The 24,589-nt window shown below is 62.2% G+C and carries 20 protein-coding genes; 10 read left to right on the top strand and 10 right to left on the bottom strand.

Going from position 1 to position 24,589, the window contains the following annotated elements; all coding sequences use genetic code 11:
* Positions 1 to 235 precede the first annotated feature (235 nt).
* The 5 genes from OIS50_RS04250 to OIS50_RS04270 all read right to left on the bottom strand — a co-directional run bounded on the left by OIS50_RS04250 (position 236) and on the right by OIS50_RS04270 (position 6,889).
* Entirely contained in the window at positions 236 to 1,792 is a 1,557-nt protein-coding gene (locus OIS50_RS04250; protein ID WP_264693085.1) for a DUF5691 domain-containing protein, read from the bottom strand.
* Complete coding sequence (locus tag OIS50_RS04255; RefSeq protein WP_264693086.1) at positions 1,793 to 3,139, bottom strand: SWIM zinc finger family protein; 1,347 nt, start codon at positions 3,137 to 3,139, stop codon at positions 1,793 to 1,795.
* A 105-nt stretch (positions 3,140 to 3,244) separates the two neighbouring features.
* Positions 3,245 to 3,604, bottom strand: coding sequence for a putative signal transducing protein (locus tag OIS50_RS04260; RefSeq protein WP_119443883.1), 360 nt, complete (start codon positions 3,602 to 3,604; stop codon positions 3,245 to 3,247).
* 133 nt (positions 3,605 to 3,737) lie between these two features.
* Positions 3,738 to 4,334 (bottom strand): hypothetical protein, encoded by a 597-nt coding sequence (locus tag OIS50_RS04265; RefSeq protein WP_264693087.1) that lies wholly within the window; start codon positions 4,332 to 4,334, stop codon positions 3,738 to 3,740.
* 239 nt (positions 4,335 to 4,573) lie between these two features.
* Positions 4,574 to 6,889 (bottom strand): efflux RND transporter permease subunit, encoded by a 2,316-nt coding sequence (locus tag OIS50_RS04270; protein ID WP_264693088.1) that lies wholly within the window; start codon positions 6,887 to 6,889, stop codon positions 4,574 to 4,576.
* Between the two features lie 113 nt (positions 6,890 to 7,002).
* Here OIS50_RS04270 and OIS50_RS04275 point away from each other — a divergent pair, with 113 nt between their 5' ends.
* Positions 7,003 to 7,251, top strand: a complete 249-nt coding sequence (locus OIS50_RS04275) for a hypothetical protein (RefSeq protein ID WP_264693089.1) — start codon at positions 7,003 to 7,005, stop codon at positions 7,249 to 7,251.
* Between the two features lie 82 nt (positions 7,252 to 7,333).
* Here OIS50_RS04275 and OIS50_RS04280 read toward each other — a convergent pair whose 3' ends face one another.
* Complete coding sequence (locus OIS50_RS04280) at positions 7,334 to 8,407, bottom strand: N-acetylmuramoyl-L-alanine amidase family protein (protein ID WP_264693090.1); 1,074 nt, start codon at positions 8,405 to 8,407, stop codon at positions 7,334 to 7,336.
* A gap of 381 nt (positions 8,408 to 8,788) precedes the next feature.
* Between OIS50_RS04280 and OIS50_RS04285 the strand changes: the two genes are divergently transcribed.
* The 3 genes from OIS50_RS04285 (at position 8,789) to OIS50_RS04295 (ending at position 10,773) form a co-directional block, all read left to right on the top strand.
* Positions 8,789 to 9,238 carry an SMI1/KNR4 family protein gene (locus OIS50_RS04285; RefSeq protein ID WP_264693091.1) on the top strand — a complete coding sequence of 150 codons (450 nt, stop codon included), beginning with the start codon at positions 8,789 to 8,791 and terminating at the stop codon, positions 9,236 to 9,238.
* Between the two features lie 57 nt (positions 9,239 to 9,295).
* On the top strand, positions 9,296 to 10,090 hold the full coding sequence (locus OIS50_RS04290; protein ID WP_264693092.1) for a thymidylate synthase: 795 nt from the start codon (positions 9,296 to 9,298) through the stop codon (positions 10,088 to 10,090).
* A gap of 341 nt (positions 10,091 to 10,431) precedes the next feature.
* Complete coding sequence (locus tag OIS50_RS04295) at positions 10,432 to 10,773, top strand: hypothetical protein (protein WP_264693093.1); 342 nt, start codon at positions 10,432 to 10,434, stop codon at positions 10,771 to 10,773.
* Here OIS50_RS04295 and OIS50_RS04300 read toward each other — a convergent pair.
* From OIS50_RS04300 to OIS50_RS04310, 3 genes are all read right to left on the bottom strand, one after another.
* Entirely contained in the window at positions 10,770 to 11,594 is an 825-nt protein-coding gene (locus tag OIS50_RS04300; RefSeq protein WP_264693094.1) for an aminotransferase class IV, read from the bottom strand. The two genes, OIS50_RS04295 and OIS50_RS04300, sit on opposite strands and share 4 nt — an antisense overlap.
* Before the next feature lies 1 nt (position 11,595).
* The gene (dprA, locus tag OIS50_RS04305; RefSeq protein ID WP_264693095.1) at positions 11,596 to 12,702 is read right to left on the bottom strand and encodes a DNA-processing protein DprA; all 1,107 of its coding nucleotides are present in this window, start codon (positions 12,700 to 12,702) and stop codon (positions 11,596 to 11,598) included.
* Positions 12,703 to 12,838: 136 nt separating this feature from the next.
* The gene (locus OIS50_RS04310) at positions 12,839 to 13,201 is read right to left on the bottom strand and encodes a MerR family transcriptional regulator (RefSeq protein WP_264693096.1); all 363 of its coding nucleotides are present in this window, start codon (positions 13,199 to 13,201) and stop codon (positions 12,839 to 12,841) included.
* A 268-nt stretch (positions 13,202 to 13,469) separates the two neighbouring features.
* Between OIS50_RS04310 and alaS the strand changes: the two genes are divergently transcribed.
* On the top strand, positions 13,470 to 16,118 hold the full coding sequence (gene alaS / locus OIS50_RS04315) for an alanine--tRNA ligase (protein ID WP_264693097.1): 2,649 nt from the start codon (positions 13,470 to 13,472) through the stop codon (positions 16,116 to 16,118).
* 218 nt (positions 16,119 to 16,336) lie between these two features.
* On the top strand, positions 16,337 to 17,092 hold the full coding sequence (locus OIS50_RS04320; protein WP_264693098.1) for an energy transducer TonB: 756 nt from the start codon (positions 16,337 to 16,339) through the stop codon (positions 17,090 to 17,092).
* Positions 17,093 to 17,213: 121 nt separating this feature from the next.
* Here OIS50_RS04320 and OIS50_RS04325 read toward each other — a convergent pair whose 3' ends face one another.
* Positions 17,214 to 18,650 (bottom strand): glycosyltransferase family 39 protein, encoded by a 1,437-nt coding sequence (locus OIS50_RS04325; protein WP_264693099.1) that lies wholly within the window; start codon positions 18,648 to 18,650, stop codon positions 17,214 to 17,216.
* 615 nt (positions 18,651 to 19,265) lie between these two features.
* Here OIS50_RS04325 and gatB point away from each other — a divergent pair.
* From gatB to OIS50_RS04345, 4 genes are all read left to right on the top strand, one after another.
* Positions 19,266 to 20,726, top strand: coding sequence for an Asp-tRNA(Asn)/Glu-tRNA(Gln) amidotransferase subunit GatB (gatB, locus tag OIS50_RS04330; RefSeq protein ID WP_264693100.1), 1,461 nt, complete (start codon positions 19,266 to 19,268; stop codon positions 20,724 to 20,726).
* A 137-nt stretch (positions 20,727 to 20,863) separates the two neighbouring features.
* Positions 20,864 to 21,994 carry a TlpA disulfide reductase family protein gene (locus OIS50_RS04335; RefSeq protein WP_264693101.1) on the top strand — a complete coding sequence of 377 codons (1,131 nt, stop codon included), beginning with the start codon at positions 20,864 to 20,866 and terminating at the stop codon, positions 21,992 to 21,994.
* Positions 21,995 to 22,071: 77 nt separating this feature from the next.
* Entirely contained in the window at positions 22,072 to 23,172 is a 1,101-nt protein-coding gene (locus OIS50_RS04340) for an AhpC/TSA family protein (RefSeq protein WP_264693102.1), read from the top strand.
* Positions 23,173 to 23,324: 152 nt separating this feature from the next.
* Complete coding sequence (locus OIS50_RS04345; protein ID WP_264693103.1) at positions 23,325 to 24,470, top strand: TlpA disulfide reductase family protein; 1,146 nt, start codon at positions 23,325 to 23,327, stop codon at positions 24,468 to 24,470.
* Positions 24,471 to 24,589: the final 119 nt, after the last annotated feature.

Consider the following 24,589-nt stretch of genomic DNA (forward strand, 5'->3'; position numbering starts at 1 on the left):
GAAGAACTAAAGCTACTGATTAGCGGATAAGGGTAGAAGGATGGAACCGTTGCTTTGGCATGCTGCACCTAGGGGTACTAATCCAGTCATCGAGTGGCGAAGGATGACTTTCAACGGTTATCAACCACCCCTAGCCCACGCCGCTCCAAGCGCGGAATTCATCTGAGGAGGGGAACTAGCTTGTAGCTTTAGCTACACCGATTGAAAAGGTGCGGTAAAAAGAGTAAGGTTCTGCTTAGCCTTCCGGGGCAGGAGGTTCGGTTAGCGTTTGAGATAGTTGCTGGCGAAACTGCAGGGTATCGAGCAGTTGGTTTATTTGGTTGTTTAGCATCGGCTCTACATCCAGGAGTGGGTGCAGGGCGGTGGCGCATAAATCGTACTGCGCGGGCGGTACGGCACGTTGCATGTGGCGCAAAAGCTGCGCAATGCGAGCGGAAAGTGCATAACGCTGGATGTTGTTAGGCACAACGACGGTATTCCCGATCGTGCTAAGCGCCAAATTGGTTAGCGCTTGGGGCCACGGACCTGGGGCGTTTAGGAGCAGCGCTTCCCAGCGGCCTTCGGGTTGGCTAAAGCGGGGCTGCCTGGGCAATTGCTCGAGCAGCAGCTGCGCAAATTCGGCGGGGTTGAGCAGCGCAGCGGCTTGCGGCGCCGTAAGCGGCGGCACGGTTGGTTGCGCTAGCTGCAACGAGAGATATGCGCGTGCCCACTCCGCGGAGCGGTGAAGCAGAAGCGCCTGCTGCCAAGCGGTAAGTAGCACCGACGCCCACTCGCTTTCGGCAGCCAGCTCCAATATTTTGGCGGGAGATATTTCCCAATGCGCAGCCCAACGCTCGGGCGCGATAAGTGCCAGCAGCTGACCTAGCACTACTGCTTTCTCGCCGCTAAACCGGGCGTCTTTCTGCTCGATACCGTCGGCCTGCCATTCAGTTTTCCATACCTCCGGTAAGTGTACTTCAAGGCTTTTGCCGCGCAGTAAGGATTTCTTCAGCCTGACGTACTGCTGGGCCCGTTGCCACAGGCGTTCGGCCAAGGCGCTGCCCTTTAGCCGGGCCAACAGTGGCGCAACGGTTTGTCGCACTTCTTTGCTTTTCGACAGCAGGTATTGTTCGAGCAAAGGCGCATCAGCCTCGCTCAAACCTGCGGCCAGTGTGCCGAGCAAGATTGCTTGTTGCCTGGCCGATTCTTGCGGTAAAGCCGCGGCGAGTAGCTCACGGGCCTGCGCCGCGTTGCGGAAGCGCAGGTGTTGCAAATACTGCTGCCGTTGCGTTATGGTGCCGGTTTCCCAATCGGCCTCGCTGCTTTCCGAAGCACCGAACAGCTGTGCCCAGGCGGAGTTCAGGCCAGCAAGCCAGCGGCCTCGCTCGCCCATTACAGCCGCGGTGTTGGCGCGCAGCTCGGGGCGTGCGGCTGCGTAGCTGAGCATGGGCACAAGCAAGTGGTGCGGCACCCGGCGGCCGTGTTGCGCCAGCTGGTGCAGGTACTCGCCGAACACATCGGGGTAGCTACCGCTGAGCAGTACCCGCAAGGCATCTTGCCCTTGCGGACCTAGGGCAGGCAAGGTTTCGGCCGGAGCCGTTTCGGGCAAGGCTAAGCTGGCAGCGGGAGCCCGGAAGCCAGCCTTGCGAATAAGCCCTAGGGTGCCGGCAGCCCGGAGTACCTGAGCCTCGCGTGCCAGCTCGGGCTGCTCGGGTATAGCAGCCAGTTTGGGTACCGGTTCGCCGCTTTGGCGCGTGCCGAGCAGCGCCACTCGCAGCAGCTGCGACCAATCGGATTGCAGGTTCGGCTCCATTTAGCGGCCAACTGGTTGGGTGAGGGCGGTATAGCCAAGGGGCAGCAGGGCGCGGCCGTTCCACTCGCCAAACACGCTGAGCGGGTGCCCGCCGCTGGCCGCCAACAAAGCCCAGCTTTGATCGGCATTGGCGCGCACCGGTAGCTGCGCGCCGGTTGCCGTATGGTGAAGCTGCATGCTGCCATCGGGCATTAGCACGGGCACCACGCCGCTTAGGGTAGCTGGCCATTCGCGCAGCCAAGGCAACCGACCTAGGGCGCTGGCGTAGGCATCGAGCAGCTCGGTGGGGCTGGTAGCGGGCGGCAATGTAGGCGTGGGCTGCAGGCCGATAAAAATCCAGTCGGTGGCGGGTACGGCGCGCAAGGGTACGCTGCCCGGGTAAAAGGCCAGGCCGCCTTGGTACCTGCCGTGGGGCACGAGCGCACTGGCGAAAGCCTGTCCGCCAAACGAGTACTCCAGCACCAGGGCATAACGCGCCTGTTGTTCGGCCCACAACCAGGTGCGCCTTGCCAGCAGGCGCTCCTCTTCGGTGGTTATCTGGCCAACCACAAGCCACGTGTCGGCTACGGGTACCTGTTGGGCTAGCACATCCTCCTTCTTCGCGTTCACGCCAATAAGCTGCAGCACGTCGTGGCGTAGGTCGGTGGGGAGTTCGGGCAGCCGCAGCACAGCCCGCGTTAGCAAGTAAAGCTCACCTAGGCGGGCGAGTTGGCGCTCGGGCCAATCGGTACCTGAGTAGCGTAGGGTGGGCAGCTCGCGCAGCACGGCGGCAAGCCCCGGCAACTTGTCGTCGACGAGGCGGGCGGCTTGGTGCTCCCAAAAGCTGGCGGGCTGCTTTTCCGTTTGAGCCAAGCCAGCACCCATCAGGTCGTGCAGCCAGGTGAGCAGCTCAGCGGCGCCGCGCTGCATGCGTTCCAAGCGCTGCCCCGAAACTTGCAGCACCCCTCGCGGCTTCTCGTCAGCTGATTCAGTTGGAACAACTACTTCGTTAGGCTCGGCAGGACTGCTTTTCGAGATTTTGGTTTGCTGTCGTTTGTCGAGCCATTCTGCTAGCCAAGCCGGCGCGCTGCTTTCACCAAATAACTGGGGCTGCCTTGCTAGCAGCAGGAGCAGGCCGGCCCCGTGCTTACACGGGAACACGCGGCTGGGGCACGAGCATTTAAAGGCTGGTTCGCCTAGGTCGATGCCCACCTGGTATGGTTTGGAGCCACTGCCAGCACACGCGCCCCACGCAGCCAGGTTGGTTTTGCCTAGGTTGTTCCATTGGCTGGGTTTGGCTAGGTCGAGGCCGCGCTTAAGCGTACCGGGGTCGGTAATCAGTGCCCGAACCTGGTCTTCAGTCCACATGTAGGGAATGGTAGTAATAACAATTAAGGGCTTAGCTGAGCAGCAACGGGCAAGATAAGGCCGCCAAGCTATTGCTTGCGAGGGTATGTAGGCTGATTGGTTGCGCTACCCCGAAAACTCCTCGCCGCAGTTGTGGCAGCGGTACATGGTGGTACCGGCATAAAACAGGCGCTTGTACCACGGCTGCCGGGCTTCGGGCTCGGGCCAGGCGTGGTACGAGCCGCACCTAGGGCAACGGGCCGCGGCGCGCTCGGTGCGCTGCTGCTCGAACTCCTGCACAATCGGGCGGGCGGCCTCCACGTCTTCTTCCTCAATCAGCAGCCGGAAATACAGCCCGTCGCCGAAGGGCAGGGTGGCCGGGCCGTAGTTTTTCACCAGGCTCACGATGCCAGCCTCGCTCTGGAGGCGGTGGTACAGGCCCACGGCTTCGGTGTAGGTGAGGTATTCGGCGGCCGCAACTAGCATGGGTTCAGAGGTAAAAGCAGGCAACGGAGGAGGGCGGCCGGCGGGTCAGCTCAGCGGTAGCCCGCCAGCCCTAGGTGCGCCGGGCCGCGAGCCGGCAAGGCGGTCTGTGGCCCTGGGCCCGCGCCGGGCAGGTTTAGCGCCGGGCCTTGCGGCGGGCGGGGGCGCTGCCCGCGCGCTGGCGCAAACGCAGCACGTACACCAGCAGGCCGATGCACAGCACGGCCAAGCCAGCGGCCAGCAACTCGCGGCTCAGGCGGGCGTCCTGGGCTTCCTGGGCTGCTGCCTGATAGTCGCGCAGCTGCTTTTCGCGTTGCTTCTGGCGCAGCTGCAAATCCTGAATCTGGTTTTCGAGGTCGTAGAAGCGTTGCCGCGTCGAGGATTGGTCGGTTTGGGCCACGGTGGCCTGCTGCTCGGCCTGGCGCTGGCGCGACACAATGTCGGCGGTGCGGCGCAGCTCGGTGGCTTTCAGGGCCTGCACAATCTCGGTGTCTTTGCGAATGATGCCTTTCAGGGCGTCAATTACCTCCTGCAAATCCTTTTTCGAGGGCTTGTTGGCCAGCAGGGCATTGCGCTGGGCGTTGGCTTCTTCGTATTGCCGCACCAGCTGCTCGCGCTCCTGTATCAGGCGCGTAATCTGGTCGTTGGGCGCGGAGGCGGCCGGCTCGGTTTGGGCGGGGGCGGTGGTCGAGAGCAAAACCATGCTCCACACCAGTAACAAACGTTGTTTCATAACTCAGCCCAAACATACGGCATTGCGGTTGGGCGGGGTGCGGCGCGGTGTAGCGTGGGCTTGGCTACGCCTTCCTGCGGTTTAGCCCGCGTATTTCGGAACGATTGGCGCCGAGCGTCTCTGTCACAACGATTTCGTTCCGACAAATACATGCTAAACCTTCGAACAGGCACCTAAGCCCGCGCTGCACCGCACGGCCATAGGTCGGCAAACCGAATGTACCAACCCAGGGGCGCGGCCTACAAAGTCTGCGCTACTTCGGCTTTCAGCTGCCGGGCTTTGCCCACACGCGCCTTTTTGTAGAAGAGCAGAATCAGAATGGGCAGCAGCGTCAGCTCGGCAATAACCCCGAAAAGCAGGGTAAGGCCGATGAGCAGGCCCACGTAAAACGTGCCGTCGAACGACGAAAACAGCAGCGTGCTGAAGCCGCCCACCAAAATCAGCGACGTAACGATTACGGCCTTGCCCGCCAGCCGGTACGTGCGCGAAACGGCGCGCTTCACGGTGGGCTCCTTGCCGAGCATCAGGCGCAACTTGCTGATAAAGTGGATGGTGTCGTCGACGGCAATGCCGAAGGCGATGGTGAAGATGATGCTGGTGCTCACCTTCATGGGTACGCCGCACACGCCCATTACGCCCGCCACCACCACAATGGGCAACAGGTTCGGAATGAGCACCACCGGTACCATGCGCACCGAGCGGAACAGCACCAGCACAATGGCCGTCACCATCAGCACATCCACGCCGATGCCCACCAGCATGTCGCGCGTCAGGTTCTGGTTGTTTTTGTCGATGAGCAGGGCCGAGCCGGTTTGGCGCGTGCGCAGCAATTGGGGGTTGGTGTGCCCGGCCTGAAAGCGACGCAGCCCCGCGTTCAGCTTGGCTACAGTAGTGCTGCCGGGGTCGGGCATGCGGCCCGTGAGGCGGCCCTCGGTGGCTTCGGGCGTGGCCAGGGCCCGGAACTCGGGGCGCTTGCCGAGTTTGCGCACCTGCCGCCGCAGGCGTTTCATTTCGGCTTCCGAAGCGGGTAGGCGGTATTCCTCTAGCGCGCCGCCGTTCAGGGCCTTGCGCACCGATTTTACCACCGTAACCGGCGAGGCCACAAAGTGCAGGCCGTACTCGCGGCCCAGATAGGTTTCAATTTCCTCGATTTCGCGCAGCACCCCTAGGTCGTAAATGCTGCGGCCGCCCTGCGGGAGCAGGTGCATCTCGAAGGGGCGCACGCCGGCAAACTTCTGCTCAAAAAACCGGAAATCGAGCTGCACGGGGTCGTCGTCGGCCAGGTCGTCGAGCAGGCGCGACTCCAGGCGTACCCGGCTGGCCGCCCCCAAGCTGCCCACCAGCAACAGCGCGGCCGCGGCCATAATCCAGCGGCGGCGCACCAGCACCACGCGCAGCAGGCGGGTAAGCGGCCCATCCCAGGAACGCCCCGCCCCGAAGCGTTGCTGCGGTTTGGGCAGCAGCACCAGCAAGGCCGGCAGCAGCGTGAAGGTGAGAAAATAAGCAATCAGCACGGCCAGGCCGGTGTAGAGGCCAAAATTATGGATGGGCCGGATGTGGCTGGTTGTCAGCGTGAAGAAACCCAGCGACGTGGTAAGTGCCGACAAGCCCGAGCCGAACATCGATTCGCGCATGCTGATGCGCAGGGCCGGCACCGTGGGCGTGCCTTCGCCGGTTTCGGTTACGTAGCGCGTGAGCAGGTGCACCGAGTCGGCAATGCCCACCACGCACATCATCACGGGCAGCAGGGCAGTCATCAAATCGATGCCGGCGCCGCTCCAGCCCACCAGCGCGAGGCCACCAATGGTAGCGCCGGCGACAACGGTAAGCGGCAGCACCACGCCCCACCACGCCCGGAAGGTGAGCCAGAGCAGGCCCATCACCAGCAGCACCGACAACGACACGAACACCGCCATTTCGACCCGCAGACGGTCCACGAACACCGATTGCGCCACCATTTTGCCGCCTAGGTGCACTTGCGCATCGGCAAAGCCCAGGCGCTGCAGCTCGGTGCGCAGGCTGGTCAGCAGGGTGTCGCCGGGCGGCTTTTTCAGGTCGGGGGTGGTTTGCAACACCACCGTGGCAGCCCGGGCATCGCGCGCAAACAGGTTGCCCACCAGCCCGGGCGTCCGGAAAATCAGCGCGGAGTCCTGCGCCCGCGAAGCGGGTTCGTGCAGCCGGTCGAGGTGCAGGTACGGGATGTTGAACACGCCCAGGCCCTCTACCACCGGGTTGCTGGCCGTGGTGGGCGAGAGCACGTGCACCACGTGGGGCTGGCGCTGGGCAAAGCGCGTAAACGTATCAACCCGTTGCGCAAAGCCGGGCTCGAACACGGTGCGGCCCCCAGGTGCCTCCAGCCCGATGAGCACGTAGTCATTGTCGTTGCCGAAGCGGCCCGAGTAGGTTTCGTAGTACGCCAGGTCAGGGTCGCCGGTGGGGTAAAAGTCGTTGAAGTTGTAGTTGAAGCGCAGGCGCAGCAGGCCCGTGGTGGCCACGGCGGCCAGCAGCAGCAGGCTCAGCAGGGTAAGCAGGCTAAGGGAGCGGGGAGAAAGCACGCAAATGAGCTAAAGTGAACCGACCAGTTTTGCCCTGGGTTGTGTAAATTGAGGCCGGCGCTCAGCCAACCACCCGTTTTCCTGTTTTGTTTCTTACCGCCCGTTTTCGCCCCATGAAAAACGCCCTGCTTGCCCTCGCCCTGTTTGCTTTTGTTGGTTCGGCCTCGGCCCACGAAGGCTGCAAAGACACCAAAGGCAAAAAAGCCAGCAAAGCCACCTGCTCGGCCGAGATGAAAGCCAGCTGCGCGGCCAAAGGCGCCACCGCCGCCACGCCCTCGTGCTGCATGAAGAAGGGCGCCACCGCCGCGGCGCAAGCCCCGGCCAGCACCAAGCCCGCAGCGCCGGTTGTTAAGTCGCTGTAAGCCAACCGGCAAGTATTCAAGCAAAAGCCCCGGCACCTGAGTGGTGCCGGGGCTTTTGCTTGATGCAGACACCCAGGGCCGGTTACTTGCGGTTGCGGTAGTCGGTTATCAGGCCTTCGCAAATCCAGTTGGCCAGGGCCTGCCGGTTGTCGGGTATCACAAAGCGGCGCTGGTCTTTATCGTTGCGGATGTTGCCCAGCTCGATGAACACGGTGGGCGCGTGGCTGTTGCGCACCACGTACAGGCTGGAGCGCGGCGACACGGTGCCCACGTAGGGGCGGTTGGGCTGGCTGCGCTTGTAGCGGGCCGTAAACACCTTATGAATGTTGTTGGCCAGGCGCTTGCCCACGGGGCTTTTGTCGTGGTGGTAAAAGAACACGTCGGTGTTCAGGCCCGCGCTGCGGCTGTCGATGTGCAGCGTAATCATGCGCTGGTAAGCCCCCTTGTAGCGCCCGTGCAGCCGGTTGATGGCGTTGGTATACTGGCGCAGCCGCGCCACGTGGTTCAGCGGAATGGTAAGGTTGGGCGCGGTAATCTCGTCGCGGTCCATTTTCAGCACCGCCTCGTCGCGAATGCCGTCGTTGGGGTCTTGCACAATCAGGTGCACCTTGGCGCCGTGTTCCATCAGCACGCGCGCCAGGCGGGTGGTAATGTCGTAGGCGTACTCGTCTTCGGCCAGCTGGTTGCTGCCGTACTGGCCCACGGCGCCGGGGTCGGGGCCGCCGTGGCCCGAGAGCAGGTAGTATACCGTGCCGCTCAACTGCCGGCTGCGCGGCGCCACCTGCCCGTACCTAGGGCCGAACAGCTGCTTGTTGCTCAGCGGAGTTTTAACCTTGGTGGTTGCGCGGGCAGTTGCGCTTGCCGGTGCGGCCGCAGCGGTGGCCCTGGTTTTCCGTTTGGCCGGGGCCGCCTGCCGGGCTGGCAAGCGGTAGTATTTGCCGGCAATCAGGCTGTTGCGCGGGCCCATTTGGGCGCGGTTGAGCGCCACAAACCGGTTGTAATCGCGCACCGGGTTCAGCCCATGGCGCTGCAGCAATATTGTTACACCATCGCCCCGTTTGGCCCGCACTTTGGCAGCGGGTTGCTGCGCCGGGCTTACAAGGGGAGTGGCAAAGGCAAGAAAAGCAGCTACGAGCAGCGAAAGAGGTCTGAGCAAGGGAGCAGGGGTGGTTTGGTTGGGCAGCTTACAACAGGATTGCGGCTAGAAATAAGGCTATGCGTATGGTGGTTTGAGCCGTGCACTCGTAGGCGCACCCGATAGAAGTGAAATTTTGCAAAAGTAGCATGGAAGCAACACGCAGCGCCGAGTTGTTACATTTTAGTAGCCGAAACCGATTTTATTATTCGTGCGCACCGCTGAGTTTATCGGCCAATTAAGCTCGTCTGTAAAGAAAGCGCCTGCGTTAAGGCTGCCGCCGTATAAGCCGCTGATACTGATTTAACTATTAACGCCACCTACATATTAGGTGGCGTTAATATTTTTTGCATTTTGAGGAGCTTATGATGTAACTCTGCCTTGCAACCCCCTCCGCCTGCCATGAACTGGATTTCCCGCATCGAAAAGCTTCCTAGGTCAGCGTCAGTCACGTACCGCTGCAACCCGCCGGTGGTTGACGAGGAGCTGGCGTTTTTGGCGGCGGCGCTGGAAGTGCGGTTACCCGAGGAGCTGCGGCAGCTGTACCTGCTCACCGACGGGCTGGCCGAGGAACTGCAAGGCATCGGCACCACCGGCTACCTCGTGCTGCCCGCGCAGGAGCTGCTGCACGAAAACCAGCGCCTGCGCCAGTCGGCCTGTTTTTGCGTGCACGATCTGCTGCTGGTGGCCCCGGCGTACACCGGCGACTACTACGGCTACCTCATTGCCGACGACGGTTCCGTGAGCACCGATATCTACATCTGGAGCTGCACCGATAATACCCGCGTACGGGTGGCCGCGTCGTTGGCCGAGTTTCTGGTAAGCTGGGTTTCGAGCGAGCTGACGGCCTAGGTTGGGTAGGGCCCCAAGCGGCTATATTTGAGCTTCGGACCCATACCCGCAGTTGCCATGCAGCAGTACCAAACCCTTCTTCGTCATATACTTGAGCACGGAACCCAGAAAACCGACCGCACCGGCACCGGCACGTTGTCGGTGTTTGGCTACCAGATGCGGTTTGATTTGCAGCAGGGCTTTCCGCTGGTAACCACCAAAAAGGTGCACCTGAAAAGCATCATCCACGAGCTGTTGTGGTTTTTGCAGGGCGACACCAACATAGCCTACCTCAAGGAGCACGGCGTAAGCATTTGGGACGAGTGGTCCGACGCCAACGGCGACCTGGGCCCCGTGTACGGCAAGCAGTGGCGCAGCTGGCCCGACGGCCGCGGCGGCCACATCGACCAGATGCAGCAAGTGCTGGACCAGCTGCGCCGCTCGCCCGACTCGCGCCGCATCATGGTTTCGGCCTGGAACGTGGCCGAGCTCGACCAGATGGCCCTGATGCCCTGCCACGCCCTGTTTCAGTTTTACGTGGCCGACGGCAAGCTCTCGTGCCAGCTGTACCAGCGCTCGGCCGATGTGTTTCTGGGCGTGCCGTTCAACATTGCTTCGTACGCGCTGCTTACTTTGATGGTGGCGCAGGTGGTGGGCCTGCAGCCCGGCGAGTTTATCTGGACCGGTGGCGACACCCACTTGTACTCCAACCACCTCGAGCAAGCCCGCCTGCAGCTCACCCGCGAACCGCGCCCGCTGCCGCAGCTACGGCTCAACCCCGCAGTAACCGACCTGTTCGGCTTCCGCTACGATGATTTCAGGCTGGAGAACTACGACCCGCATCCGGCCATCAAAGCGCCCGTGGCCGTGTAGCGGCACAGCCAGAGCTCTTTTGCACCTAGGGCGCCCAACGGGGCGCCCTTTTGCGTTGGCTCCGGGGCGGGGTGAGCAATAGTTGGGTTAGGAGCCCATGCCGGAATGCCAATGGCAGATTGGAACAATGAGCAAGTGCAGGTTGGTACTTTGCTACGAATAAATGAGGCATGCCTACATCCCCGGCAGTACGATAAGTATAGGAAATAGCACATTTATATAAGCTAAAAAAACCTCTCAGCCTTACGTAACCTTAATAAGGGCCGTGCGTAATCACATTTTCATGTGATTGCTGCAATGAATGCATGCACAGTTGCGTTGTTGGATAAATAGTTGACCCAGTGCTTTCGAATCCTCTGCCGCTTTTTGCCTACTTCCCGGTTAAAACCCCGAACTTCGCGGCGGAAAAAGTAAACTCTTCCGCCAAAATTCAATCCAGCGGCCCTGCGCAAAACAGTGCCGCGTTTTCTACCACACCTTCCTTGTCAACTGCCGTCGCTTCCACCTGCGGCTGCCCCCTGCCGCTTAAGCACCGTGTGCTTATAGCTATGTACGCTCTGGAAATCGGGCGCCAATCGCGCGACGAAATCCTTGCCGCTAACGACGTCACCGAAGCCGATCTGATGCAGTATCAGAAAGAATGGCTGCGGATGCGTCGGCGTCGCTACAGTAACGTAGCTTAGATTTGAGTATCCCACTGCCGCAGAGCATCCAGCAATGGATGCTCTGTTTGTTTGTAGGCTACATCAGCCAGTTGCTCGATGCGGCGAATACCCGCCACGTTGGCCGTGAACACCGCATCGGCCGCCAACAGGGCAGCGGGCCGGTACAACCCTAGGTGGCACCGGATGCCTTGGCGTTGGGCCACCTGCAGCAAATGCGCCTGCCGCACGCCCGCCACGCAGCCGCTCTCGGGGGCGGGCGTAAACAGCTCGTTGCCGCTGATCCAGAACACGGCAGCCGAAACGGCTTCGGCTACGTGGCCCTGCGCGTCGAGCAGCAGCAGCTCACCTAGGGCGCGGGCCTTGCGCTCCTGGGCGGCCAGCACGTAGTGCAGTGCGTAGGGCCCCTTGCAAAACGAAACCGGCGAATAGTGCGTGCTGATGCTCCGGGCAAAATCGGCCGCCCCGATGGGGCTGTTGTGGGGCACGAAGGCCGCCGCCGTAGCCAGCCATTCGGCCTGCGTGGTGGCAGGGGCGTAGAGGCCGCCGCCTGCCCGCCACAGCTGCAGCCTGATGCGCACCGCACCGGCCAATGTTGCCGCCAAGGGGGCCAGGGTGTCGTTCAGGGCAGCCACGCTGCTCAGGCCAGCCGGCAGCTCCAGGTGCAAGGCTTCAGCCGCCCGCTGCATGCGCCCTAGGTGCTGCGGGCCCCAACTTACCTGGCCGCCCGCCAGCACCAGGGTTTCGAAAAAGCCGTCGTTGAACTGCAGGCCGCGGTTGGGCAGCGGCAACTGCACCGCGGCGGCGGGCAGCAATTGGCCGTTGAGCAGGGCGTAGCTCATGCTATACCAGCGCAAACTTTTTGCCTGGCAGCGCCCGCACCACGCCCCTGAACTCCAGCCCCAGCAGCAAGGTCGAGACCTGGTTGATGGGCAGCTGTGCCTCCCAGCTCAGCTCATCGATTTGCCGCTCTTTGTGCGCTTGCAGGATTTGGACGAGCTTGAATTCATCGGCGCTGAAATCGGCGGGGTCGAGGGCCGGCACCGGGGGCGTGTGGTGCAGGGCGCCGTCCCAGTTGAGCACCTGCTCCACATCGGCCGGGCTGGTATAGATAACGGCCTGCTGGTTGCGGATAAGATGGTTACAGCCTTCGGAAACTGCCTGATCGAGGCGGCCGGGCACGGCCAGCACCTCGCGGTTGTACTCCAGCGCCAGCTCGGCCGTGATAAGCGCGCCGCCTTTGCGGGCGGCTTCTACTACTACGGTGCCGTCGGTGAGGCCGGCAATAATGCGGTTGCGGGCCGGAAAGTTGTATTTGTCGGGCTGGGTGCCGAAGGGAAACTCGGTGAGCAAGCCGCCCTGCTCCACCATTTTTTCGGCGGTGCGGCGGTGGGCGGCAGGATAGATAATGTCGAGCCCCGTGGCCATTACGCCGATGGTGGGCAAACCCTCCTGCAAAGCCGCCCGGTGCGCAATAATGTCGATGCCGTATGCCAGGCCACTCACAATCAGCGGCTGATAACCGGCCACGCCCCGAACAAGCTTTTCGGTTTGCTCGCGTCCGTAGTCAGTAGCTTGGCGGGTGCCCACCACGGCTAAGGAGCGGGGGTGGTTGAGGTCGGCGGTGCCTAGGTAGTAGAGCAGCACGGGGGCATCGGGCACCGGGCGCAGGCGGGTGGGGTAGTTGGGGCGGGTGTAGTACAGCAGCTGCACGCCGTCCTTTTCGGCCCGACGCAGGATTTGTTCGGCTTTACCCAGGGCCGCCGCGTTGTTGCGCAGGGCAGTTACCGTGCCGGGGCCCACGCCCGGTATTTTAAGCAACTTAGCCTGTGGGGCTTGCAGCACTGCCTCGGCCGAGCCGCAGTAGCTAATAAGGTTGCGGGTAATCAAGGGGCCGATGCCCGGCAGCAGAGTAAGAGCAACTTCGGATAGGAGTGAAGTATCGGGCACGCTGGCTGATTAAATGACTGGTGGATGGGCCGCAGGCCCACCCAGGCGCTGCGGATGCGCACGTTGTGGATGAGGTGTAAATACTGCTTATCAGCTAAAAAAGATGCCCAAGCCGGGCAAGCGGGGCCAATAGTAACTACCCGTTGGGCTGCTTGCCCGCCGCGTCCAGCTCCTTGCGCAGGCTTACCAGAAAGCTCCGCACCTTTTCGAGGGAATGAATCACGTCCACGCGCTCTTTCAGCTGCGGGCCGCGCTGCTTCATAATCTCGCGGGCGCCGGGGATGGTGTAGCCGCGCTCCTTTACGAGGTGGTAAATGGTCCGAAAAATCTCGATATCCTGCGGCGAGTACAGGCGGTTGCCCTTCTTGCTTTTGCGGGGTTTCAGGTCGTCAAACTCGGTTTCCCAGAAGCGAATCAGCGACGGGGCCACGTCGAACTGCGCCGCCACCTCGCCAATGGTGTAGTACTGCTTCTCGATGTCGCGCTCTTTGTAGGGCATATGGGTAAAAGCGGGAACTGGCCCGCCCGGTATGTAGGAGTGAATTGGGTGCGAAACACCCAACGCAAGGCGGGCAAGCGTCCAGGCCCTACGATTTACGAACCTAACTGGCTACTTTTGCCGGAAGGCCCCTCCGTTGATCTGCGAAGACGACGGAAGCCGAAAAGTAGCCAAAAACCCGGCCGTTGCCAATTCTGAGGTCAGCAGCCTAGGCTCAGCAACGAAACCCCACATCACAACGCGAATCAGCATCGCGCTTTAGCCGCCCATGTCGCTTCCATCAGCCAACCAAGTTCGTCAGCAGTTCCTCGACTTCTTCGCCTCCAAAGGTCACCACATCGTGCCCTCGGCGCCCATCGTGGTGAAGGACGACCCCACGCTGATGTTTATCAACTCGGGCATGGCCCCGTTCAAGGATTACTTCCTGGGCAACAAGCCAGCGCCTTATGCCCGCATTGCCGATACCCAGAAGTGCCTGCGCGTGAGCGGCAAGCACAACGACCTGGAAGAAGTAGGCTACGACACCTACCACCACACCATGTTCGAGATGCTGGGCAACTGGTCGTTTGGCGACTACTTCAAGAAAGAAGCCATTGCCTGGGCCTGGGAGCTGCTAACGGAGGTATACAAGCTGCCGAAAGACCGCCTGTACGTTACCTACTTTGAGGGCGACAAAGGCGACAACCTAGGGGCCGACACCGAGACCCAGGGCCTCTGGCGCCAGTACACCTCGGAGGACCGCATTTTGCCCGGCAACAAGAAGGATAACTTCTGGGAAATGGGCGACACCGGCCCCTGCGGCCCCTGCACCGAAATCCACATCGACCTGCGCGACGAGGCCGAAGTGGCCCAGAAAAGCGGCGCCGAGCTGGTGAATGCCGACCACCCGCAGGTGGTGGAAATCTGGAACAACGTGTTCATGGAGTTCCAGCGCAAAGCCGATGGCTCGCTCGAGAAGCTACCTGCTCAGCACGTGGATACCGGAATGGGCTTCGAGCGCCTGATGATGGCCGTGTCGGGCGTGAAGTCGAACTACGACACCGACGTGTTCCAGCCGCTGATTCAGTTCATCGCCTCGGAAGCCAACGTGAAGTACACCGGCGCGATGGAGCCAACCGACATTGCCATCCGGGTAATTGCCGACCACATCCGCACCATTTCATTTGCTATTTCCGACGGGCAGCTGCCCTCCAACGTGAAGGCCGGCTACGTTATCCGCCGCATTCTGCGACGGGCTGTGCGCTACGCTTTTACGTTCCTCAACTTCAAGCAACCCTTCCTGTACAAAGTGGTGCCCGTGCTGGCCGACCACATGCGCTCGATCTTCCCCGAGCTGAAGCAGCAGCAGCAGTTTGTGCAGCGCGTGATTGAGGAGGAGGAAATTGCCTTCCTGAAGACCTTAGAGAACGGCCTGCGCCGCCTCGATGCCTTGGAGGAATCGTTCCGGCAGCAGGGCAACCTCATCGACGGCAAGACGGCGTTTGAGCTGTACGACACCTTCGGTTTCCCGCTCGACCTTACGGCACTCATCGCCCGCGAGAAAAATCTGACCATCGACGAGAAAGGCTTTGCCGTGGAGATGGAGCAGCAGAAAAACCGGTCGCGCCGCGCCGCCGAGCAGGAGCAGAGCGACTGGGTAATTGTGCACCCCTCGGAGGAGCAGCCGCGCTTTGTGGGCTACGATGCCATTACGGCCGAAGCCCGCATTTTGCGCTACCGCCAGGTTACGCAGAAAGGCAAAACCGAGTACCACGTGGTGCTCGACCAAACGCCGTTCTACGCCGAGTCGGGTGGACAGGTGGGCGACACAGGCTACCTCGAGACCCCGCTTTCGAAGGTGCGCGTGATTGACACCCGCAAGGAAAACGACCTCATCGTGCACACCGTGCTCGATTTGCCGCAGGACCTGGAAGCGCCCGTGGAAGCCAAAGTTGACGAGGCCCGCCGCCAGCTGATCCGCAAAAACCACTCGGCTACTCACCTCATGCACGCGGCCCTGCGCCACGTGCTGGGTGACCACGTGGCGCAGCGCGGCTCGCTGGTAAACGACAAGCTGCTGCGCTTCGACTTCTCGCACTTCTCCAAAGTAACCGACGACCAACTGCGCGAGGTGGAGCACATTGTAAACCAACGCATTCGCCAGCAAATCCAGCTGGGCGAGGAGCGCAACGTGCCCATCGACGAAGCCCGTTCGCGCGGCGCCATGGCCTTGTTCGGCGAGAAGTACGGCGACAGCGTGCGTGTTATCACCTTCGATCCGGAGTACTCCGTGGAACTCTGCGGCGGCATCCACGTGCCGAACACCGGCGAAATCGGCTTCTTCAAAATTACCTCGGAGTCGGCCGTGGGGGCCGGCGTGCGCCGCGTGGAGGCCGTAACGGCCGACCTGGCCGAGCGCTACGTGGAGGAGCAGATGGACCTGCTGGCTCAGGTGCGCGAAGCCCTAGGCAACCCGCAGCACCTCATCCCGAGCATCCAGAAGCTATCGGAGGAAGTAGCCACCCTGCGCAAGCAGCTGGAGCAGGCCGAAGTGCAGCAATTGGGGCAGCTGAAAGACCAGCTGGCCGGGCAGGTGAAAGCCCTAGGTGGCGTCAACTTCCTGGCGGCCAAGGTGCCCGCTCGCTCGGCCGATGCCGTGAAGAAGCTGGCCTACGACCTGCGCCAGGTGGTGCCGAATTTGGTGCTGGTGCTAGGTGCCGAAATCGAAGGCAAGCCGCAGTTGGCCGTAATGCTCGACGACGAGCTGGCCAAAGGCGGTAAGCTGAACGCCTCGCACTTGGTGCGCGAGCTGGCCAAGGATATTCAGGGCGGCGGCGGCGGTCAGCCGTTCTTCGCTACGGCCGGCGGCAAAAATGCGGCTGGGCTGGATGCTGCCATCGGCAAAGCCGAAACGCTGGTGGCCGGCTTGCTGGGCTAGGCAGCTTTTGGGCGACATTTGAACGTCCTGCTGAGCTTGTCGAAGCATCTCTACCGAACAACGGAGCGGTAGAGATGCGTCGACAAGCGCAGCAGGACGTTCATTTTGCTTTAAAGCCCACCCACTATCGCCCTAGGTGCTCTACGGCGGCGTTATCTTTACCAGTGGTCTGTGCGGCTCATCCCTTTGTTGGCCGTTATTCAACCGCTTTTTATCCAATGAAATTATTGATTGGCGCCGCTGGGCTGTGGCTTAGTACTGGCCTGGCCGCCCACGCGCAGCAGCCCGCCCTGGAGCGTATTTTTTACCTGAACTACTGGCAGCAGGAGGCCCCGGCCAGCGCCGACATGGCCAGCCGGGTGGTGCGCTACCGCACGGCCGCTGGCGCCCAGCTCGATAGCGTGTTCCACTACAACTCGGGCAAGCTGCAGCGCACCGTGCTTACCACCGTGCTGCCCACCGGCGACACCGCGGCCGTAATTGATCAATGGCGCGCCAACGGCCACCGTTACCTGCATTTCGAGCACCTCAACCAAAAAGGCCACGGCGAAAACCGGCAATACAACCTCGCCGGACAGCTCACGCGCCGCACCACCTTCGAGCGCGGCCAAAAACTAGCGGAAACCTGCTACGATGCCGCCGGGGCCGCGGTGCCGTGCCAGGGGGATGGTTATTCGGCGCGTATGCCCGAGTACCCGGGCGGCACCGACGCCATGTTTCGGCTGCTGGCCCGCAACATAAAGTATCCCAAAGATGCCCTGAAGCGCCGCACCCAGGGCAAAGTACTGGTGGCGTTTGTGGTAGATGCCGAAGGCCAGGTGCGCGACGTGCACGTAACGCAAGGCCTTATGCCCTCGCTCGATGCCGAAGCCGTGCGCGTGCTGCAACTTCTGGAGCGCTGGCAGCCCGCCTTGCAGATGGACGAACCCGTACCCGTAACCTATACCGTGCCGGTAACTTTCACCATCAGGTAGGCCGGGCCTACGGGGGTGTAAACCTAGTAGTGACTGGGTTGGGTAAAAATTCTAAACCCTTTGGAAATCACTTGGCTGCGCTTTCCAAAGGGGCTAGGTACTCCGGGGGTAAGGCGCATGGCTACTGGTGCACGTACAGGCTGCGCCACTGCGTTTGGTACACGCGTTTGTATGGCCCCATGCGCGCCGGTGTGCTAGGCGGAACGTGGTAAATCTGGTTCCACTGGCGGTGGTCGCAGATGATGTAATGCACGGAGTCGCGGGCTGCCTGAGCGAAGAACTCGGCTACGGGCGGCGGGTTGCCAGGGGCAATCAGCTGATAGTAGGTGAGCGAGCGAATGGAGTAGTTTGGCATCTGGCCAAAGAAAAAGTCGAGCGGGGCAATGACTTTAGCGCCACGCTGGGGCATTAGGGCCGCCAGCCGGGCGTTTTCGGCCATGATGTAGGGCTCCGATCGGTTTAGCTGAACCAGGTAAAGCGTGCGGGCTACCCCGCCCAGGGGGTACAAAGCAATGGCCACCATAATGGCGTTGCGCTGCCAACGAAGCAGGGCCGGCCGGGCGCTGAAGAGCTCCTCCACGGCCACCAGCATCAGAAACGGCGCAAACAGCAGGTAATAGTACGTGCTGGTGCCTTTGGTGAGCAGCCAGAATATGCCCACCAGCAGCAGCAGGTACTGCATGCTAGGGGTGAGGATAGCCCGCCGGGTGGCGGGCCGGGCCAGCAGTACACCTATCACGACCAGGAAGAACACCGTAAGCGGCAGCTCGCCGTCGCTGTGAAAGAAGATGCGGTCGAACTTCGACATGACCCGCAGCTTGGCTGCCCAGTTGAAATTGGAGCTGGCGGCGTGGTCGTTCCTGAATTGAAAAAGCAGACGGTCGAGCTGGTTGTCCCACAGGGCATCGGCCAGGTAAAGACCTAGGGTGGCGCCGCCCACCAGGCCAAACAGCACGGCGTGGCTCCAGCGGCGCTGCACCAACAGCCACAGCCCGCCCGCTGCTAAGTAGATAACGCCGTTGAGGTGCGTGAGGCCGGCCAGGCCGGCGAGCATTCCGGCAGCGGCCGCATTTTTGGCCGAAACGGAGGCGCGGCGGAGCAGGGCAAACGAAGCTAATCCGCTGGCCACGGTCATGGTTTCGGGGCGGTTGTCGACGCCGTAGAGCCAGAGGCAGCCGCAGCCCACGTACAGCAGGGCCACCAGCCACTGTTGCTCGGGCTGCCGCCGGAAATAGCGCAGCAACAGTACCAGCCCCACTACTGAAAACAGAATCGGAATAGTGCGGGCCGCCCAAATATGGCAGCCGAGCACGTACAGCACCGGCGCCTGGATGTACACAAACGCTTTATGGAACACGTACAGCCGCTCGTGCCAGAAATTGTAGCCCCGAAACAGCTCGGAGCGCACAATACCTTCCTTCAGCAGCCAATAGGATTGTTCGGTGCACCAGGCGTCATCGAAGCGGGCAATCCGGTGATACAGCGTGGCAGCAAACAGGGCGAGCAGTAAAACAACGCCACCGAGATAATACTTCCGGGCGAAGAAATCCGACTTCATATAAAACAAGCAATAGCAACGACTGAGTGAAGAGCCGGCAGTACGGCCGCCGCCAATTGGCGCTAAATACCCTGCCCGGCCTCGGGTACCTGGGAACCCGGTTTCAGCCGGGCGCAAGTTAGTACTTCCGTGGCTAGGCCCCGGCGGCGAAATTGCCCTTGGTTGTTACAGTGCAGGCTTTAGCGCAGGAATCGGTTTGGCCAACCAATGCGGGATATGGCCCTCAGCGCCCATACCGCTGCCTGCATGCGTTGGTGCCTGCTCTGCCTCAATGAGCCTGCCTTACAGCAGCTGATGCCTTGGCTGGCCGGCGCTGGTTTGTGCGTGGGCATTTTTAGTGGGCCGGTATGCCGTATGCTTCGCTGTCTGAAGCTATTGCCCCGGGGCTTGGGCGCCAAAAGGCAGCTAAGCGGCAGCGTGCCGGGGCGCATTGGCAAACCGGGTAGCGGTAAGGACGTGTAGCCGGGCTGCGGCCGCGGCGGCGGCTTTCGCGCATGTTGCTGGCAAAACCCACAAAAAGCCACTCGGCTTCGTACTTTTGCCACCCACCCTGTTCGCCCACGGGGCCAACCACGGCCGCAGCGACCTAGGGCAATCAGCGGTAACCTGCGATTCATGGACGAAAACATCAAAGCAAAATACCAGCCTGTTATCGGTCTGGAAGTGCACGCGCAGCTGCTCACGCGCAGCAAAATGTACTCGGCCGATGAGAACGAGTACGGCGCTATGCCCAACTCCAACCTGTCGGTAATTACCCTAGGGCACCCCGGCACGCTGCCGCGCGTAAACCGCACGGCCATCGAGTACGCCATTAAAATGGGCCTGGCTACGAACTGCCACATCACGCGCGACAACCTGTTTGCGCGCAAAAACTATTTCTACCCCGACCTACCCAAGGGCTACCAGATTACCCAGGACAAAACCCCGCTCTGTACCAAGGGCCACGTGGAAATCCGGCTGGCCGATGGCTCGACCAAGCAAATCGGCATTACGCGCATTCACATGGAGGAAGACGCGGGCAAATCGATGCACCTGGCGGGCGAGGTAGAAACGCTGGTGGATTTGAACCGCGCCGGCGTGCCGCTGATCGAAATCGTGTCGGAGCCCGACATCCGGAACGCCGACGAAGCCTACGCGTACCTCACCGAAATCAAGAAGCTGGTGCAGTACCTGGGTATCTGCGACGGCAACATGGAGGAAGGCTCCTTGCGCTGCGACGCCAACATTTCGGTGATGCTGCGCGGCGCCGAGAAGTTCGGCACCAAGGTGGAGGTGAAGAACATGAACTCCTTCCGCAACGTGCAGCGGGCCATCGAGTACGAAATCGAGCGGCAGATTGAGCTGCTTGAGGCCGGCGAGGAAGTGGACAGCCAGACGCGGGGCTTCGACGCCACCACCGGCACCACGCAGGCCCAGCGCAGCAAGGAGACGATGAACGACTACCGGTACTTCCCGGAGCCCGACTTGCCGCCGGTTATCATCGACGACGCCTGGCTGCACCGCGTGCAGGCCGAGTTGCCGGCTTTGCCGCAGCAGCTCTACGCCCGCTTTACGGGCGAGCTGAGCCTGTCGGACTACGATGCCAACGTGCTGACGGCCGAGAAGGACATTGCCCTGTTCTTCGACGAGCTTACGCGCCGGACCACCAACGCCAAAGCCGCCGCCAACTGGATGCAGGGCCCCGTGAAGTCGTTCCTGAACGAGCGCGCCCTGACCATGAGCGACTTCCCGCTTACGGCCCAGCACCTCGCCGACATTATCGGCCTGATCGACGAAGGCAAGGTAAACCACTCGGTGGCCTCGAAGCAGCTGTTCCCGCACCTGCTCGAAAACCCCAAGCAGTCGGCCGCCGAAGCCGCCGACGCCCTAGGTCTGTTGCAGCAGTCGGATGCCTCGGAGCTGGAAGCCATGGTGCAGCAGGTGCTCGACGCCAACCCCGCGAAGGTGGCCGAGTACCGCGCCGGCAAAAAGTCGCTGGTGGGCATGTTTATGGGCGAGCTGATGAAGCTGACCAAAGGCAAAGCCGACCCCAAGCTCTCGAACCAATTGCTGCGCGATAAGCTGGAGCAGGCGTAGGCACCACTGCCGCCAAACGCAAAACCCGCCGGGCACCTAGGTGCCCGGCGGGTTTTGCGTTTTAAATGCGCTATGTTGCTGCCGCGTCGGCGCCGGGTGGCGCGGCTCGTACTATCCACCATTATCGTATTGCTCTTGTGAATTACTCCGTGATTGGGGCGCTGCTGCTGAGCGCCACCGTAACTAACGAGGCCCTAGGTCAGCGCCCGGCCGCCGCCGGCAAGGGGCAGGGGCGCGGCTACGAAATTGCCGGGCAGCTAAGCCAGGCCCCGGCCGGCACCCAAGTGTATTTGCGCAACGAAGCCGACGCCCGGCGCCGCCCCCTCGACTCGGCCGCTACCGATGCCGCCGGCCGGTTTCGGCTGCGCGGCCCGCTGGCGGCGCCCGGCGTGTACGAGCTGTACAGCAAGCTGAGCCGCGAAAACCTGTACCTGCCGCTGGCACCGGGCAGCCGCCTGCAGGTGCGCGCCGCCGCGCCGCAGCTGCAGGCCACGGCGGCCGTAAGCGGCGCGCCCGAGGCCGCGGCCCTGGCCCACATGCAGCGGCAGCAGCGGCAAGCCATGCAGCGCATCGAAGCCCTGATGCCCCGCCGGCCCGCCGAAACCGACACCGCCGCCACCCGCGCTTTCGAGCGGCAATGGGCCGCCGAGTTTCGCGCGTTTCAGGGGGCGGCCCAGCGCGTGGCCCGCGGCCCGAGTTACACGGCGCCGTTTGCGGCGGTGAGCTTCCTGAGCTCGTTCGACGAGTACAAGCCCTTTCTGGATTCGGCTACGGTGCGCTACGTGCAGCAATGGCCTGCCTCGCCCTACACCCAGCGCCTGCTGCGCGACCAGGCCGTGGCGCGGGCCACCGCCGTGGGCCAGCTCGCGCCCGACATCAGCCTGCCTACACCCCAGGGCAACGCCGTGGCGCTCAGCAGCCTGCGCGGCAAGTACGTGCTCATGGATTTCTGGGCCTCGTGGTGCGGCCCCTGCCGCCGCGAAAACCCCGAGTTGCTGAAGCTCTACCAAGCCTACCGCGGCAAAGGCCTGGAGCTGTACAGCGTGGCCACCGACGACAAGCCCGAAGCCTGGCGCAAAGCCATTGCCGCCGACGGCCTTACGTGGACGCAGGTGTTCGACGACCCCAAAGCGGCGCAGCCCGCCAAAGAAACCTACGGCATCCGGGCCCTGCCCACCACCATTTTGCTTGATCCACAGGGCCGCATCATCGCCAAAAACATGCGCGGCGAAGCCTTGGCGGCCAAGCTGGCCGATCTGTTGCCCTAGGTACGTGGCGGCGGCACATAGCACAAGGGCTATATTGCGAAGCCGCCAACACCGCGTTGGCGGCTTCGGTTATGTTTATGCGTTGTCAATTGAAGCTCAGTAAGGCGCTGGCCGCGGCCGCGCTTGTGTTGCCCACCGCCGCAGTAGCCCAAAACCAAGGCCCCGAGGCCGGCATCCCGTACACCCTGCGCGGCAGCGCGCCGCCCGATTTGGCCGGCCGCCGCGTGGTTGTCAGTAACTTTTGGGAGGGGAAAACCCAGCGCCTCGATTCGGCCACCATCGGCCCCGACGGCAGCTTTTTAGTGCAGGGCCGCGTGCCCGAGCCCGGTGTGTACCTCCTGCGGCTTGATACCGCCCGCTTCCTGCAGTTCGTGCCGCTAGAGGCGGGGGCCGTGGTGCAGGCCAGCGTGCAGCGACGCAAGAAGCCGCCCAGGCTCGGCTCGCCCTTCGCGTGGAAGTTCGGCGGCACGCCCGCTGTGGCCCTTTACCAACAGTTTTATGAGCTGCGCGAACAGTACCCGCGCGAGGCCTTGCGCCGAGGTTACCCCACGGGGCCCTTGCCCGACGACCGCCTGATGGCGGCCACGCGCCGTTTGGTGCGCCAGCACCCGGCCTCGCCCGTGGCCGCGTACTGGACGCTGCGCGAAATGAGCCGTTTCGAGGAGCAGCGCATTTTCGTGGATTCGATGACGGCCGTGTTTGCCCGCACCTTGCCCGCCTCGCGCTACACCCGCGCGCTGCAGGAGCGCCAGCAAAAAGTGCCTGCGCTGATGCCCGGCATGCCCGCGCCCGAGCTGGCGCTGCAGACCCCCGACGGTAACCCCGTGCTGCTAAGCCAGCTGCGCGGCCGCTACGTGCTGCTGAGCTACTGGGGAGCGTGCTGCAAACCCGATGCGGCGCAGCTGGCGCGCCTCTACGCGCTGTACCACGCGCGCGGCCTGGAGCTGCTGCACGTATCGGCGGCCACCAACGCTGCCAATTGGCGCACGGCCGCGCAGGCTTTTGCCGTGCCCGGCCAGCACGTGTCGGATTTGCAGGGCTGGGCGGGGCCTTCGTTCAACCGCTTCAACATCAGCTCTTACCCCACCACCGTGCTGCTCGACGCGGCCGGCAACCTGGTAGCCGTTGGCTTGCGCGACAAAGCCCTAGCTAAAAAGCTGGCCGAGCTGTTGCCCTAGGTGCTTACGCGCCGAGGCATCCGAAGGGGCGCGGGCAGCGTAGGTACCCGGCACCGGCGGGCCGCCAAAATGCCGTGCTCAAATCCGCACAAATCGACAACTTGCGCTGTTCCCAGGCTGGCGCGCATTTTGCGGCTGCCCACTTCGTTCTCATGAAATACCCTATGCAAAGCTTAATTCTGGTGACCTCGCTGCTGAGCTTCACCACCGCCTGCAACGAAAGCGCGTCTTCCTCGGCCGCCGAGAAGGGCGGATTTGTGGTTTCGGGCCAGTTGCGCAACGCGCCGGCCGGCACGCCGGTGTACCTGGCCGAGCTGACCGAAGGGCAGTTCGTATCGCGCGATACCGTAAAAACCGACGCGCAGGGCCGCTTCACGCTGAAAGGCTCGGCTTCGGAGCCCACCATCTACCAGATCAAGCTGAACGAGGAAAACAACGTGCTGGTGGCTTTAAATAACCAGACCAAGCTGCAGCTCACCGGCGATGCGAGCAAGCTGGGCGCTACCTACGCCGTAAAGGGCTCGAAAGACTCGGAAGTGTGGCAGCAGATGTCGCGGGCAATGACGCGCCACGGCAACTACATGGGCGGCATCATGCGGCGCTTTCAGGCCAATGCGCAGGCCGGCCGTCAGGATTCGATGCAATTGCTGGAGCAGAAGTTTTACGCCGCCAAAGCCAAGAGCACGGCCGAGCTAAAGGGCATCATCAAGAAAAACCCGACTTCGGTGGTAACGGCCTTTGTGCTGGGCGAGCCGCAGCTGTTCAATGCCGACGAGAATTTCGGCTTTGCCGACTCCGTGGCCACCCAGCTTACGAAAGCCGCGCCCAACTCGCGCTACACCCAGGCGCTGGTGCAAAAGCTGGAGCCCATGCGCAAAACCGCCATTGGCACGGTTGCGCCCGACATAAGCCTGCCCGCCCCCGATGGCAAGGCCGTGGCCCTGAGCAGCCTGCGCGGCAAATACGTGCTGCTCGATTTCTGGGCTTCGTGGTGCGGCCCCTGCCGCCAGGAAAACCCGAACGTGGTACGCACTTTCGATAAGTACAAAGGCAAGAACTTCACGGTGTTCGGCGTGTCGCTGGATCAGGACAAGAACAAGTGGCTGAAAGCCATCGACAACGACAAGCTGGCCTGGACGCACGTATCGGACCTGAAAGGCTGGCAAAGCGCCGCCGGTCAGGCCTACGGCATCCAATCCATCCCGATGAATTTCCTGCTCGATCCGCAGGGCAAGATCATTGCCAAAAACCTGCGCGGCCCGGCCCTGGAAGAAAAGCTGGCGCAACTGCTGAAGTAAGCTGTTGGCTTCTGGTTGTCAGCTGTTAGTTGTCCGTTATCAGGTATCCGGCCTGAGCTAAACAAATAAAAAGGCCCGCGACGAAAGTCGCGGGCCTTTTTTGTAACCTCATCAGTGCA

Origin of the sequence: Hymenobacter sp. YIM 151858-1, assembly GCF_025979705.1 — a bacterium.
Taxonomy (GTDB): domain Bacteria; phylum Bacteroidota; class Bacteroidia; order Cytophagales; family Hymenobacteraceae; genus Solirubrum.